This is a genomic window from Pseudomonas sp. 50_B (assembly GCF_017491625.1).
GTDB lineage: Bacteria > Pseudomonadota > Gammaproteobacteria > Pseudomonadales > Pseudomonadaceae > Aquipseudomonas > Aquipseudomonas danubii.
The window spans coordinates 60353-73970 of record NZ_JAFGYX010000005.1; the positions used below are offsets into that span (position 1 = coordinate 60353).

13 protein-coding genes are annotated in these 13618 nt (G+C 61.1%); 10 read left to right on the top strand and 3 right to left on the bottom strand.

Features of this window, described 5'->3' with window-relative positions; translation table 11 throughout:
• Positions 1–41 precede the first annotated feature (41 nt).
• The 6 genes from J5M73_RS08705 (at position 42) to J5M73_RS08730 (ending at position 7011) form a co-directional block, all read left to right on the top strand.
• Positions 42–2483: a penicillin acylase family protein gene (locus J5M73_RS08705; RefSeq protein WP_102861452.1), complete on the top strand. Its 2442-nt coding sequence runs from the start codon at positions 42–44 to the stop codon at positions 2481–2483.
• Positions 2484–2816: 333 nt separating this feature from the next.
• Positions 2817–3599 carry a transporter substrate-binding domain-containing protein gene (locus J5M73_RS08710; RefSeq protein WP_102861451.1) on the top strand — a complete coding sequence of 261 codons (783 nt, stop codon included), beginning with the start codon at positions 2817–2819 and terminating at the stop codon, positions 3597–3599.
• A gap of 56 nt (positions 3600–3655) precedes the next feature.
• Positions 3656–4384 (top strand): ABC transporter permease, encoded by a 729-nt coding sequence (locus J5M73_RS08715; protein ID WP_102861450.1) that lies wholly within the window; start codon positions 3656–3658, stop codon positions 4382–4384.
• Positions 4381–5091 carry an ABC transporter permease gene (locus J5M73_RS08720; RefSeq protein WP_102861449.1) on the top strand — a complete coding sequence of 237 codons (711 nt, stop codon included), beginning with the start codon at positions 4381–4383 and terminating at the stop codon, positions 5089–5091. The genes J5M73_RS08715 and J5M73_RS08720 overlap by 4 nt, the downstream gene beginning before the upstream one ends.
• Before the next feature lie 23 nt (positions 5092–5114).
• Positions 5115–6233, top strand: a complete 1119-nt coding sequence (locus J5M73_RS08725) for a succinylglutamate desuccinylase/aspartoacylase family protein (protein WP_102861448.1) — start codon at positions 5115–5117, stop codon at positions 6231–6233.
• A 13-nt stretch (positions 6234–6246) separates the two neighbouring features.
• Positions 6247–7011: an ATP-binding cassette domain-containing protein gene (locus J5M73_RS08730; RefSeq protein WP_102861447.1), complete on the top strand. Its 765-nt coding sequence runs from the start codon at positions 6247–6249 to the stop codon at positions 7009–7011.
• A gap of 69 nt (positions 7012–7080) precedes the next feature.
• Here the strand turns inward: J5M73_RS08730 and J5M73_RS08735 are convergent, their stop codons facing one another.
• Together J5M73_RS08735 and dcd are read right to left on the bottom strand one after the other, a co-directional pair.
• A complete protein-coding gene (locus tag J5M73_RS08735) occupies positions 7081–7293 on the bottom strand; it encodes a hypothetical protein (RefSeq protein WP_102861446.1) in 213 nt (70 codons plus the stop codon).
• A 105-nt stretch (positions 7294–7398) separates the two neighbouring features.
• Complete coding sequence (gene dcd / locus J5M73_RS08740) at positions 7399–7965, bottom strand: dCTP deaminase (RefSeq protein ID WP_016965530.1); 567 nt, start codon at positions 7963–7965, stop codon at positions 7399–7401.
• 352 nt (positions 7966–8317) lie between these two features.
• On the opposite strand from dcd, the gene J5M73_RS08745 reads away from it, so the two are divergent.
• Positions 8318–8527 (top strand): cold-shock protein, encoded by a 210-nt coding sequence (locus J5M73_RS08745; protein WP_002554837.1) that lies wholly within the window; start codon positions 8318–8320, stop codon positions 8525–8527.
• 116 nt (positions 8528–8643) lie between these two features.
• Here the strand turns inward: J5M73_RS08745 and J5M73_RS08750 are convergent, their stop codons facing one another.
• Complete coding sequence (locus J5M73_RS08750) at positions 8644–9651, bottom strand: DUF481 domain-containing protein (RefSeq protein WP_102861445.1); 1008 nt, start codon at positions 9649–9651, stop codon at positions 8644–8646.
• A gap of 159 nt (positions 9652–9810) precedes the next feature.
• Between J5M73_RS08750 and J5M73_RS08755 the strand changes: the two genes are divergently transcribed.
• The 3 genes from J5M73_RS08755 to J5M73_RS08765 all read left to right on the top strand — a co-directional run bounded on the left by J5M73_RS08755 (position 9811) and on the right by J5M73_RS08765 (position 13615).
• A complete protein-coding gene (locus J5M73_RS08755; protein ID WP_102861444.1) occupies positions 9811–10164 on the top strand; it encodes an MGMT family protein in 354 nt (117 codons plus the stop codon).
• 42 nt (positions 10165–10206) lie between these two features.
• Positions 10207–11772 (top strand): AmpG family muropeptide MFS transporter, encoded by a 1566-nt coding sequence (locus tag J5M73_RS08760; protein WP_102861443.1) that lies wholly within the window; start codon positions 10207–10209, stop codon positions 11770–11772.
• A 127-nt stretch (positions 11773–11899) separates the two neighbouring features.
• Positions 11900–13615, top strand: coding sequence for a proline--tRNA ligase (locus J5M73_RS08765; RefSeq protein WP_102861442.1), 1716 nt, complete (start codon positions 11900–11902; stop codon positions 13613–13615).
• Positions 13616–13618: the final 3 nt, after the last annotated feature.

Consider the following 13618-nt stretch of genomic DNA (forward strand, 5'->3'; position numbering starts at 1 on the left):
GTAGCGCCTTTATCGACGCTACCCCCCGCAGGAGCTTTGCCATGGCCTCGCCAGCCCTCTCACATTTTCTTCCCCGGTTCGGCGTTGCCGCGGCAGTGGCCGGTGCTCTCAGCCTGGCCGGTTGCCAGTCCTGGAACTCTCAAAACAGCCTGCCACCCACCTCCGGCGTACAGCCCCTCAAGGGCCTGGCGCAGAATGTTTCGGTCAGGCGTAGCGTCGTCGGTGTACCGCTGATCGAAAGCAACAGTTTCCACGACGCGCTGTTCACCCTGGGCTACGTACACGCCAGCGATCGTATCGAGCAGATGGTCACCCTGCGCCTGCTGGCCCAGGGCCGCCTGGCGGAGATGTCCGGCGCCGAGGTGCTGGAAGTCGACCGCCTGATGCGCGCGGTGAATCTGAAGAAAAGCGCCGACGAGCTGTACAAGGCCTCATCACCACGGATCAAGCGTTTCTTCGAGGTCTACGCTCGAGGCGTCAACGCCTACCTGTTCCGCTACCGCGACAAGCTGCCGCCAGACCTGGCCGCCCGCAGCTACATGCCTGAATACTGGAAGGCCGAGGATTCGGCACTGATTTTCTGCCTGCTGAATTTCGGCCAGTCCGCCAATCTGTTGGAAGAGATCAACAGCCTGGTACTGGCACAAAAGGTCGGCAGCGACAAACTGCCCTGGCTGACCCCGAGCTACCCCGATGAACCGCTGCCCACGGCCGAGGCCGACAAGCTCAAGGGGCTGGCCTTGTATGTGCCGGGCTTGAGCGAACTCAGCCTGGCCGTCAAGCAGATGTCGACCCTCAACTCACTGGGTGTCACGGCCGGCAGCAACCTGGCCGTCGCCCCGCAGCGCGCTCGCAGCGGTCGCAGCCTGCTGGCCAGCGACAGCCAGATCGGCGCCTGGTACTACGTACAGATCAGCGCGCCGAAATATCAGGCGGCCGGGGCTTCGATCGCTGGTCTACCGGCCATTCTGCAAGGCTTCAACGGCAAGCTGGCCTGGAGCATGAGCTCGGCGATGGGCGATAACCAGGACCTGTTCCTGGAAAAACTCAAACGCCAGGGCAACGCTCTGTACTACCAGAACAACGGAAAATGGCAGCCGGTCATCGTTCGCAACGAGACCTACTTCATCAAAGGACAGCGGCCAATTCGCGAAGCGGTGTACGAAACCCGCCACGGTCCGCTGCTCAACAGCACCCTGGGGATCAACGCCAACAATGCCCTGGCCAGTGGCTACGGCCTGGCGCTGCAAATGCCGGAGCTCAAGGACGACAGGAGCCTGGATGCGTTCTTCGATCTGTCACGGGCCCAGAATGTGGAGAAGGCCTCCGACGCCAGCCGTGAGATCCGCGCCATTGCCCTGAATATGGTCTATGCCGATGCCAGCAACATCGGCTGGCAGGTCACCGGGCGCTTCCCCAACCGCCGCGAAGGCGAAGGCCTGCTGCCCTCTCCCGGCTGGGACGGGCGCTATGACTGGGATGGCTACGCCGACCCGATGCTCCACCCTTATGACCAGGACCCGGCGCAAGGCTGGATCGCCACCGCCAATCAGCGGGTCATCCCCCGCGGTTACGGCATGCAGCTGTCCAACTCCTGGGACGCTCCGGAACGGGCCGAGCGCATCGGCCAATGGCTGTCGGGCGGCAAGCAGGACAACCGCAGCCTGATTGCCCTGCAGTACGACCAGACCACCCTGTTCGCCGCCAAGTTGAAGCTGATGTTCGAGGCGCCGGGCATGGCCCAGCCGCTGAAAAACGCCATCGACGCCCTGCCCGATGCAGACCGCGCCAAGGCCCGTGAAGCCTACAGCCGGCTGATGGCGTTCGACGGCAAGCTCAGTGCCGGCTCTGCCGACGCCGCGCTCTACGAACTGTTCCTCCAGGAAAGCGCCAAGCAGACCTTCCTCAAACAGCTCGGTCCGGAGCCCGGCATTGCCTGGCAGGCGTTCGTTGCCAATGCGGGCCTGTCCTATTCGGCCCAGGCCGACCATCTTCTGAGCCGAGAAGACAGCCCGTTCTGGGGCGACTCGCGTAACGGGCAAAAAGAGGACAAGCCGGCCATTATCGCCCGCAGCCTGGCGGCGGCCATCAGTTCGGGCGAGCAACTGCTGGGCACGGACCGCAAGGCCTGGCAGTGGGGCAAGTTGCACAGCTACCGTTGGACCAACAGCAGTGGCCAGGCGATACGCGGTCCCTTGCAGGCCGGTGGCGACCAGAACACCGTCAACAACGCCGGCTATCGCTGGGGACAGGACTTTGCCATCACCACGACCCCGGCCCTGCGTTTCGTCGTCGACTTCGCGCTGAGCGAGCCGTTGATGGGCCTTAACAGCAGTGGCCAATCCAGCAACCCGGTGAGCCCGAACTACGCCAATGGCATCGACGGCTGGCTCAAGGCCCAGTACCTGAGTTTCCCGATGCAACCGCAGAACTTCGAACGCAGCTACGGCAAGACCCGCCTGACCCTGGTCCCGGGCAAGTAACCTCCCCGGCCGACACCGCTGGCGCATCCTGCGCCAGCGGTGTCGCCTCATAACGATCACTCCGCTCTGCAGACGCCAGCGCCCAAACCAGCGGACATCCGCTCTGCAGCGCCTCGTAATCCGCTCCCCAGCATTGCCGCCCCCTCTTGGCGCCGCGCCGCCCACACGCCTCCTTTCAGTGCACAACAGGCCTTGCCCAAGTGTTGCCAACTGCTTTTAAAACACTTGTTCGGGGCTCTGGTTCGGAAATTGCTACTTTCAATAAGTCTTATGCGTTCCAGTAACAGTACTCATGCGCCACAAGCGCTCATATTGGTTCTTAGGGATTGAATAATGAAAAAAGCATTGCTGACCCTTTCCGCACTGGCTCTGTGCATGGCTGCCGGCTCCGCGCTGGCCAAGGAATACAAGGAACTGCGCTTTGGCGTCGATCCGTCCTATGCCCCCTTCGAGTCCAAGGCCGCCGACGGTAGCCTGGTGGGCTTCGACATCGACCTGGGCAACGCCATCTGTGCCGAGCTGAAGGTCAAGTGCAAATGGGTCGAAAGTGACTTCGACGGCATGATTCCCGGGCTGAAAGCCAATAAATTCGACGGTGTGATCTCGTCCATGACCGTCACTGCAGCCCGGGAAAAAGTCATCGACTTCTCCAACGAACTGTTCTCCGGTCCCACCTCGTTCGTGTTCAAGAAAGGCTCGGGCTTGAGCGCAGACACCGCCTCGCTCAAGGGCAAGACCGTGGGCTATGAGCAGGGCACCATTCAGGAAGCCTATGCCAAGGCCGTGCTGGACAAGGCCGGAGTCAAGACCCAGGCCTATCAGAACCAGGATCAGGTCTATGCCGACCTGACCTCCGGCCGCTTGGATGCCTCGATCCAGGACATGCTGCAAGCCGAACTGGGCTTCCTCAAATCGCCGCAGGGCGCGGACTACGAAGTCAGCAAGCCGGTGGATGACCCACTGCTGCCGTCCAAGACCGCCATCGGTATCTCAAAAGGTAACAAAGAGCTGAAAGCGCTCCTGGATAAAGGTATCAAAGCGTTACACGATGATGGCACCTACGCCACCATCCAGAAAAAGCACTTCGGTGACCTGAACCTCTACAGCGGTAAATAACCTGCCGGCGCCCATCCTCGATGGGCGCCTTTTTTATCGCCACGGGTCACTGATCAATGCTCGAAGAACTTCTAAAAAACCTGGGGCTTTCCGCCTTCAGTCTGAAGGGTTTCGGCCCTCTGCTGCTGGAAGGCACCTGGATGACCATCAAGTTGTCGGTGTTGTCGCTGCTGGTCAGCGTCTTGCTCGGCCTGCTCGGCGCCAGCGCCAAACTCTCCAGCGTCGCCTTGCTGCGGGTCCCCGCCCAGCTCTATACCACCCTGATCCGCGGGGTGCCGGACTTGGTGCTGATGCTGCTGATTTTCTACAGCCTGCAGACCTGGCTGACCTCCTTCACCGACTTCATGGAGTGGGAATACATCGAGATCAACCCTTTCAGCGCCGGGGTGATCACCCTGGGCTTCATCTATGGCGCCTATTTCACCGAAACCTTTCGCGGGGCGATCCTCGCCGTGCCCCGGGGCCAGGTAGAAGCGGCCACCGCCTATGGCCTCAAGCGCGGCCAGCGCTTTCGCTTCGTGGTCTTCCCGCAGATGATGCGCTTTGCCCTGCCGGGCATCAGCAACAACTGGATGGTGATGCTCAAGGCCACGGCCCTGGTGTCGATCATCGGCCTGGCCGATCTGGTCAAAGCCGCTCAGGATGCCGGCAAGAGCACCTATCAGCTGTTCTACTTCCTGGTCCTGGCGGCACTGATCTACCTGTTGATCACCAGCGCCTCCAACTTCGTCCTGCGCAAGCTTGAACGGCGCTATGCCGCCGGCGCCCGGGAGGCCGTGCGATGATCGAACTCCTGCAGGAATACTGGCGTCCCTTCCTTTACAGCGACGGTTACCACATGACCGGGCTGGCCATGACCATGTGGCTGCTCACGGCCTCGATCTGCATTGGCTTTTTGGTGTCGATCCCGCTGTCCATCGCCCGGGTCTCGCCCAAGCGCTACATCCGCTGGCCGGTGCAGTTCTACACCTACCTGTTTCGCGGCACACCGCTCTATATTCAGCTGCTGATCTGCTACACCGGGATCTACAGCATCGCCGCGATCCGCGCGCAACCGCTGCTGGATGCGTTTTTCCGTGATGCGATGAACTGCACCATCCTCGCGTTTGCCCTGAATACCTGCGCCTACACCACGGAAATTTTCGCCGGGGCGATCCGCAGTATGGCCCACGGCGAAGTGGAGGCAGCCAAGGCCTATGGTTTGAGCGGCTGGAAGCTGTATGCGTACGTGATCATGCCTTCGGCCCTGCGCCGCTCGCTGCCCTACTACAGCAACGAAGTGATCCTGATGTTGCACTCCACCACGGTGGCCTTTACCGCGACCATTCCCGACATCCTGAAAATCGCCCGGGACGCCAACTCGGCGACCTTCCTGACGTTTCAGTCGTTCGGTATCGCCGCCATCATCTACCTGTGCGTGACCTTCACCCTGGTGGGCCTGTTCCGTCTCGCTGAACGCCGCTGGCTGGCCTTCCTCGGGCCGACCCACTAGGACTTGCTGCCGGGAAATCATCAATGCGCCACGAGATCCACGACCTGCTCGCTCCGCTGCCGGGCACCGCGCGCCAGGTCCACAGTTTTCATTTCGGCCCCGCCCAGGCCCAAGGCAAGGTCTACATCCAGTCCTCCCTGCATGCCGATGAAATGCCCGGCATGCTGGTGGCCTGGCACCTCAAGCAGCGCCTGACGGAGCTGGAAGCCGCCGGTCGCCTGTTGCATGAAATAGTCCTGGTGCCGGTGGCCAATCCGGTCGGCCTGGAACAGGTGTTGATGGACGTTCCACTGGGGCGCTACCAGCTGGAAAGCGGGCAGAACTTCAATCGCGGCTTCGTCGACCTCAGTGAAGAGGTCGGCAACGCCATCGAAGGGCTGCTCACTCACGATCCGCAGCACAACCTCGACCTGATCCGCCGACACCTGATCGATGCCCTGAGCCGTCAACGACCACAGACTCAATTGCAGTCCCTGCAACTGGCCCTGCAACGGCTGGCCTGCGACGCCGACATGGTGCTGGACTTGCACTGCGACTTCGAAGCCGTGGCGCACCTGTACACCACCCCCGAGGCCTGGCCCCAGGTAGAGCCATTGGCCCGCTACCTCGGCGCCGAAGCCTGCCTGCTGGCCACCGACTCCGCGGCCTGGTCGTTCGACGAGTGCTTCAGCCTGCTGTGGTGGCAACTGCAACAGCGCTTCGGCGAACACTTCGCCATTCCCTCGGGCTGCTTTGCGGTCACGGTCGAGCTGCGTGGCCAGGGCGACGTCAACCACGGCCTGGCCAGCCTCGACTGCCAGGCCATGCTGGACTACCTGACCCGCTTCGGCGCCATCGCAGGCGAGGTTCCGCCGCTGCCTGAGCTGCCCTTTCCGGCCACGCCGCTGGCGGCGGTCGAACCGGTGGCGACGCCGGTGGGCGGACTGCTGGTGTTCGCTGCGCTACCGGGGGAATACCTGGAGGCCGGGCAGTTGGTGGCTGAAATCATCGACCCGATCCATGACCGGGTTACCCCTATCCATTGCAACAATGCCGGGCTCCTGTATGCCCGCTCGCTGCGGCGCATGGCCACCGCCGGCATGGTGATCGCTCATGTCGCCGGCCGCGAGGCCTATCGCAGCGGCTATCTACTTTCGCCTTGAGGATGCAAGCCCCATGTACAAACTGACCGTTGAAGGCCTGCATAAATGCTATGGCGACAATGAAGTGCTCAAAGGAGTGTCTCTGAAGGCCAAGACCGGTGACGTGATCAGCCTGATCGGCGCCAGTGGTTCGGGCAAAAGCACCTTTCTGCGTTGCATCAACTTTCTCGAAACCCCGGACGACGGCGCCATGAGCCTGGATGGCCAGCCGATCCGCATGGTCAGCGATCGCCACGGCATGCACGTGGCCGATCCTGCCGAGCTGCAGCGGATTCGTACACGCCTGGCGATGGTGTTCCAGCATTTCAACCTGTGGAGCCACATGACGGTGCTGGAGAACATCACCATGGCCCCGCGTCGGGTGCTGGGAGTCAGTACCAAGGACGCCGAAGAACGGGCCCGGCGCTATCTGGACAAGGTCGGCCTGCCGGCCCGCGTCGCTGGCCAGTACCCGGCCTTCCTCTCCGGCGGCCAGCAGCAGCGAGTGGCCATCGCCCGGGCACTGGCCATGGAGCCGGAAGTCATGTTGTTCGACGAACCCACTTCAGCCCTGGACCCGGAGCTAGTGGGCGAGGTACTCAAGGTGATCCAGGGCCTGGCCGAGGAAGGCCGGACCATGATCATGGTCACCCACGAGATGAGCTTCGCCCGCAAGGTGTCGAGCCAGGTGCTGTTTCTGCACAAGGGTCTGGTGGAGGAGGAAGGTGCTCCTGAGGAGGTGCTGGGCAACCCGAAAAGCGAGCGCCTGCAGCAGTTTCTCAGTGGCAATCTGAAGTAGCGGCCGCGTAGAACGCCACCGTCCGCGCAAGATTGTCGCGGACGGGGCGACTGACGGTATCCAGTGAGTTCAAGCCACAGGCGCGGGCGGCGGCTCGTCCGGCAAAGTGGGCTCACCAGGTTCGGTAGGTTCTGGGGGTTGCGGAGAGTCAGGGTCGGGCTGACCGGGAATGCCGCCTGCCATGTTGACAGGCGGATGTGCCAGCAGGGTCCAGGCCAATACCCCAACCTGATTGGGTTCCAGCCTGGCCAAGGTGGCGCTGATTCGCGGATCTATCTTCATGGGGCACTCCTGAGCTGTGCCCGGTACGCCTTGCGCATACCGGAAATACACCCAATAGAGTGTGGGTGTGCTCAGGAATTCCCGCTATTTGTCAGACGGACGCAATCAGGTACGCGGCAGGGTCACGCCACGCTGGCCCTGGTATTTGCCGCCACGGTCCTTGTAGGAAACTTCGCACTCTTCGTCCGACTCCAGGAACAGCATCTGCGCCACGCCTTCATTGGCGTAGATCTTGGCCGGCAAGGTGGTGGTGTTGGAGAACTCCAGGGTCACGTGGCCTTCCCACTCGGGTTCCAGCGGAGTCACGTTGACGATGATGCCGCAACGGGCATAGGTGCTCTTGCCCAGGCAGATGGTCAGCACGTTGCGCGGAATGCGGAAATACTCGACGGTACGGGCCAGGGCGAAGGAGTTTGGCGGGATGATGCAGACGTCGCTCTTGATGTCGACGAAGCTCTTTTCATCGAAGTTCTTCGGGTCGACGGTGGCCGAATTGATGTTGGTGAACACCTTGAATTCATCGGCGCAACGCACATCGTAGCCGTAGCTCGACACCCCGAAAGAGATCAGCCGATCCGGGCCTTCGCCACGCATCTGGCGCTCTACGAAGGGCTCGATCATGCCGTGCTCTTGCGCCATGCGGCGAATCCACTTGTCCGATTTGATGCTCATGGCGGGTGTCCTGAAATAACGAGGTGAAAAAATTCTGTCCGGCATCTTACCGGGGCGCGGGGTCGGGTTCAAAGTCCGGGACGTTTTTCTCGCCTGACACCAGGATTTTCAAGGGTTCGGCGACGAACGACGGGCCGTCAGTCACGAAAACCGAGAAACCTTGGCCCTAGCCATTGGCACGTTCAGGAAAAAGGGTTAAGGTGGCGCCACTGTGCTGCTTGTGTCACTGAGAATCTCTACACGATGTTGAATTTCGATCCAACCATCTCCAAGAATTTTTCCTGCTCTTTGCACTCAGTCTCGGCCAGGGCTTTTCCTGAGTCGCAGTTAACTTTGTCCAAGGAGATACACCATGTCTAATCGCCAAACCGGTACCGTTAAGTGGTTCAACGATGAAAAAGGCTTCGGCTTCATCACTCCACAATCCGGTGACGACCTGTTCGTACACTTCAAAGCTATCCAATCCGACGGCTTCAAAAGCCTGAAAGAAGGCCAACAGGTTTCTTTCATCGCTACCCGCGGTCAGAAAGGCATGCAAGCTGAAGAAGTTCAAGTTATCTAACTTGTACTGATCCAGTAAAAAGCCCCGCCCTCAACAGCGGGGCTTTTTTGTGCCCGCAGGTTATTGCGGCGTGCAGCCAAGGCGCATCCTCGCGAATGCACCTGGCTGGTACCCCGTTACCAGGTCACGCCAAAGCCCACGGTATAGCGGGTCTTATCCAGGTCGCTGTCCTCGGTACCGCGGATCAGGTCCTTTTCCGCCTTGAGGTTGAGCGACGCCCAGTCCGTGACCTTGTAGCGCAGCCCCATCTCCGCATCCAGCGCGTAATCGGCGACGCCGGAAAACGGCCTGCCCACTTCGCCATTAGTGAAGAACTCCACCCGCTTGCCGATCAGGTAACGGTTGTAATCCCACTTCATCGCCAGTGAGTAGAAGCTGTCCGTACCGCCATCGGCGTACTCGTAATCCGTGCGGTTGAGCAGCGAGCCCAAGGAGAACGCCCCCAGCTCATCGTCCCAAAACTGGTAGCCGGGACCCGTACCCACCACCCGTTGCCGCGCAAGATCTTCTACTTTGTCGCGCTTGTAGGTCAGGCGTCCTTCCCAGAACCACTTCTCGGTAATGAAGCGGTCCAGAGCGTACTCGGCATTCCAGTTGTCGGTAGTCACCACCTGATTCTGGAACTCACGGTTGTACTCACCCTGGGCGTTGTGACGCCAAGCACCATGGCGCGCCGAAGTCTTGAAGTCGATGTCATAGTCATCAGTGTCCTTTTCAGCACGCTTGTAATCCATGGCCACGTCGACATTGCCCTTCCAGACCACATCCTCCACCAGCGGCTTGGGTTTCATGATCTGCTGGATACTGGCCAACTCCACAGTCTTGGGCGCCTCACCGTTGACCAGGACAACCTTGCCCTCCTCCGCCGCCTGCAGCGACTTGGCCTTTTCCCCGGTGTAGGCATCCTGTTTGACCAGCAACTCCTGATCGCTTTCCAGGGTTTTGACCTGCTTCCAATCAATGGAAATGGCGCCACCGTAATCGGTCTGGATCAACAGCTTACCGCCGTCGAAAACCTTGATCTTGCCGCTCAACCGGTCACCGTTCTTCAACCAGACGGTATCGGCCAGAGCAGGCATGGAGGCGCTGAGCACCGCGAAACACAACAACGTTCTAGGCAACATAGGTAATACAGGGCTCGATCTTGCGAAAAAAAACGGCATTATTCCTGCTGAACACGCCTTAGTCAGGACTGACCCGGGTATTGAGAGTGAGTTCAATATGCATCCCCCCCTCATCCCCTGAACCGACCAACGCCTCTTCATTGATCTGGAACCGCGAATGTGACCGAACACGGCGAAGACTCGCAAAACCCCGCGCAAATCCGACGCACGGCGCTGTACCTGACCCTGGCCCAAGTCCCCGAAGGCAAGGTCGTCAGCTATGGCCAACTGGCAGAAATGGCCGGCCTGGGCCGGGCCGCGCGCTGGGTTGGACGCACCCTCAGTCAGCTACCCGCCGATACCAGCCTGCCCTGGCACCGGGTACTCGGTGCTGGCGGCCGCATCAGCCTGCCCGTCGGTAGCCCATCAGGCGACGAGCAGCGCGCCAGACTGCGCGGCGAAGGCGTGTCTATCCTGAACAATCGCGTGGATATTCAGCGCCATGGCTGGCGCCCGGTAGAGCACAGCGGTTAGAGTGCGCGCTTTGTTTCCGTAATCTGAGGCAGACTTCAGCCCATGCCCCGTAAAACCTGGCGCGCCGCACTTGCCGCCTATGCCAGCCCCTCGACGCTCGTGCTGTTGCTGCTTGGTTTCGCTGCCGGCATGCCTTACATGCTGGTGTTCTCGACTCTTTCGGTGTGGTTGCGCGAGGCCGGTGTGGCCCGCGAAACCATCGGCTACGCCAGCCTGATCGGTTTGGCCTATGCCTTTAAATGGGTGTGGTCGCCACTGCTCGACCAATGGCGCCTGCCTCTATTAGGCAAGCTCGGCCGACGCCGCTCCTGGCTGGTACTGGCCCAGGTCCTGGTGATTCTCGGCCTGATCGGCATGGGCTTCTGCGACCCGCAAAAACACCTGTCTTGGTTGATCGCCATTGCGGTGGTCGTGGCCTTTGCCTCGGCGACCCAGGACATCGCCATCGACGCCTATCGCCTGGAAATCGCCGACGACAGTCGACAAGCCGCGCTGGCCGCCAGCTACATGTCCGGCTACCGGGTCGCGGTACTGCTGGCCACCGCCGGCGCGCTGTTCTTCGCCGAAGGCTTTGGCTCCACCGGCTTCAGCTACAAACATTCGGCCTGGACCGGTACCTACGTGCTGTTCGGCGTGCTGATGATTCCAGCACTGCTCACCACCCTGCTGATGCGTGAACCAGCAGTTCCATTGCGCACTCAACTGTCGGCAGGGCGCTACAGCTTCGCCCACCAGTTGATCTCGGTGTTCGTCCTGATCGTGCTTCTGGTTTCAGTGCCTGCCACCTTTACCCAGCTGTACAACACCGACTTCGCCAGCGTGATCTTCGACGGCGTCAGCCTGCTGGACCTGCTGCTGGAAGACCGGGCCTTCCTGCGGGCGATCCTCTACATCACCCTCAGCACCCTGTGCCTGTCGGCGATGGGCCGTCGAGGCCTGGCGCCGGTGCTGACCCCGGTGAACGACTTCATCCTGCGCTACCGCTGGCAAGCCTTCCTGCTACTGGGTCTGATCGCCACCTATCGCATGTCGGACACGGTCATGGGCGTGATGGCCAATGTTTTCTATATCGACCAGGGTTTCACCAAGGACCAGATTGCCGGGGTCAGCAAGATCTTCGGCCTGATCATGACCCTGCTTGGGGCCGGCATGGGCGGCCTGCTGATCGTGCGCTTCGGCATCCTGCCGATCCTGTTCATCGGCGGTGCCGCGTCCGCCGGCACCAACCTGCTGTTCCTCATGCTCGCCGACATGGGCCCGAACCTGAAAATGCTGATTGCCACCATTTCCCTGGACAATTTCAGTTCGGGAATGGCCACTTCCGCCTTCGTCGCCTACCTGTCGAGCCTGACCAACCTCAAGTTCTCGGCCACTCAGTACGCCCTGCTCAGCTCCATCATGCTGCTGCTTCCGCGCCTGATCGGCGGCTATTCCGGAGTCATGGTGGAAAAATACGGCTATCACGACTTCTTCCTCATCACCGCAATACTCGGGGTGCCGACCCTGATTCTGATCGCCATTCACTGGTTCCAGGAGAGCCGCCGCGACGGACCGAAAGACCCGTCGGAGCAGCCCGCCAAGGGCGCTGTCGTGGGCGAGGAATCCTAGAAAATCCCGGGAGTTGCGGCTTTTCTCCGCGGCTCCCGTCCCCTCAAAGCGCAATCCTGTACGCCAGCGGAACTCGCCCGTACAATGCTCCGTCACTTCCAGTCTAAGCAACCGACAACGGCCTACCATGCGTACCAGTCAATATTTGCTCGCCACACAGAAAGAAACGCCTTCCGACGCGGTCGTGATCAGCCACCAGCTGATGCTGCGCGCCGGCATGATCCGTAAACTGGCTTCCGGCCTGTACACCTGGCTGCCGATGGGCTTGCGAGTGATGCGCAAGGTTGAAGCCATCGTTCGCGAAGAAATGAACGCCGCGGGCGCGCTTGAAGTGTTGATGCCGAGCACTCAACCGGCTGAGCTGTGGCAGGAATCCGGTCGCTGGGAAGAGTACGGCCCTGAGCTGCTACGCTTCAAAGACCGTCACGGTCGCGATTTCTGCGCCGGCCCGACCCACGAAGAAGTGATCACCGATCTGGCCCGCAACGAGCTGAGCAGCTACAAGCAGCTGCCGCTGAACCTGTACCAGATCCAGACCAAATTCCGCGATGAAATCCGCCCACGCTTCGGTCTGATGCGCGGCCGCGAGTTCATCATGAAGGACGCCTACTCCTTCCACGCCGACCAGGCGTCCTTGCAGGTCACCTACGACCGCATGCACCAGGCTTATTGCAACGTCTTCACCCGCCTGGGCCTGAAGTTCCGCCCGGTTGAAGCAGACAATGGTTCCATCGGCGGCGCCGGTTCCCACGAATTCCACGTACTGGCCGAGTCCGGCGAAGACGATATCGTCTTCAGCAACGGTTCCGACTACGCAGCGAACATCGAGAAGGCTGAAGCCGTGCCGCGCGAAACCTCGCGCCCGGCTCCGACCGAAGAGATGCGCCTGGTTGACACCCCTGACGCGAAAACCATTGCCCAGCTGGTGGAAGGCTACAACCTGCCGATCGAGAAGACCGTCAAGACCCTGGTGGTGCATGCCGAAGAAGCCGGCAAGCTGATCGCCCTGATCATCCGTGGCGACCACGAACTGAACGAAATCAAGGCCGCCAACCAGCCTGGCGTTGCCAGCCCGCTGGTCATGGCCTCCGAAGCTGAACTGCGTGACGCCATCGGCGCCGGCGCCGGCTCCCTGGGCCCGGTGAACCTGCCACTGCCGATCATCATCGACCGCTCGGTGGCGCTGATGAGCGACTTCGGCGTCGGTGCCAACATCGACGACAAGCACTACTTCGGCGTCAACTGGGAACGCGACCTGCCGGTTCCGACTGTTGCCGACCTGCGCAACGTGGTGGCCGGCGACCCGAGCCCGGACGGCAAGGGCACCCTGGAAATCAAGCGCGGCATCGAGGTCGGGCACATCTTCCAGCTGGGCAACAAGTACAGCAAGGCGATGAAGTGCGAAGTGCTGGGCGAGAACGGCAAGCCAGTGACCCTGGAAATGGGCTGCTACGGCATTGGCGTGTCCCGCGTGGTGGCGGCCGCCATCGAGCAGAACAACGATGAAAACGGCATCATCTGGAGCGATACCCTGGCGCCGTTCCAGATCGCCCTGGTACCGCTGCGCTACGAAACCGAGCAGGTTCGCGAAGCCACCGACAAACTCTACGCAGAACTGACTGCCGCCGGTTTCGAAGTGCTGCTGGACGACCGCGACAAGAAAACCAGCCCGGGCATCAAGTTCGCGGACATGGAGCTGATCGGCATTCCTCACCGGATCGTGGTCAGTGACCGCGGCCTCGCCGAAGGCAACCTGGAATACAAGAGCCGTACCGAAGCCCAGGCACAAGCGCTGCCCGTGGCCGACGTCCTGTCCTTCCTCCAAGCCCGTATCCGTCGCTGAAAC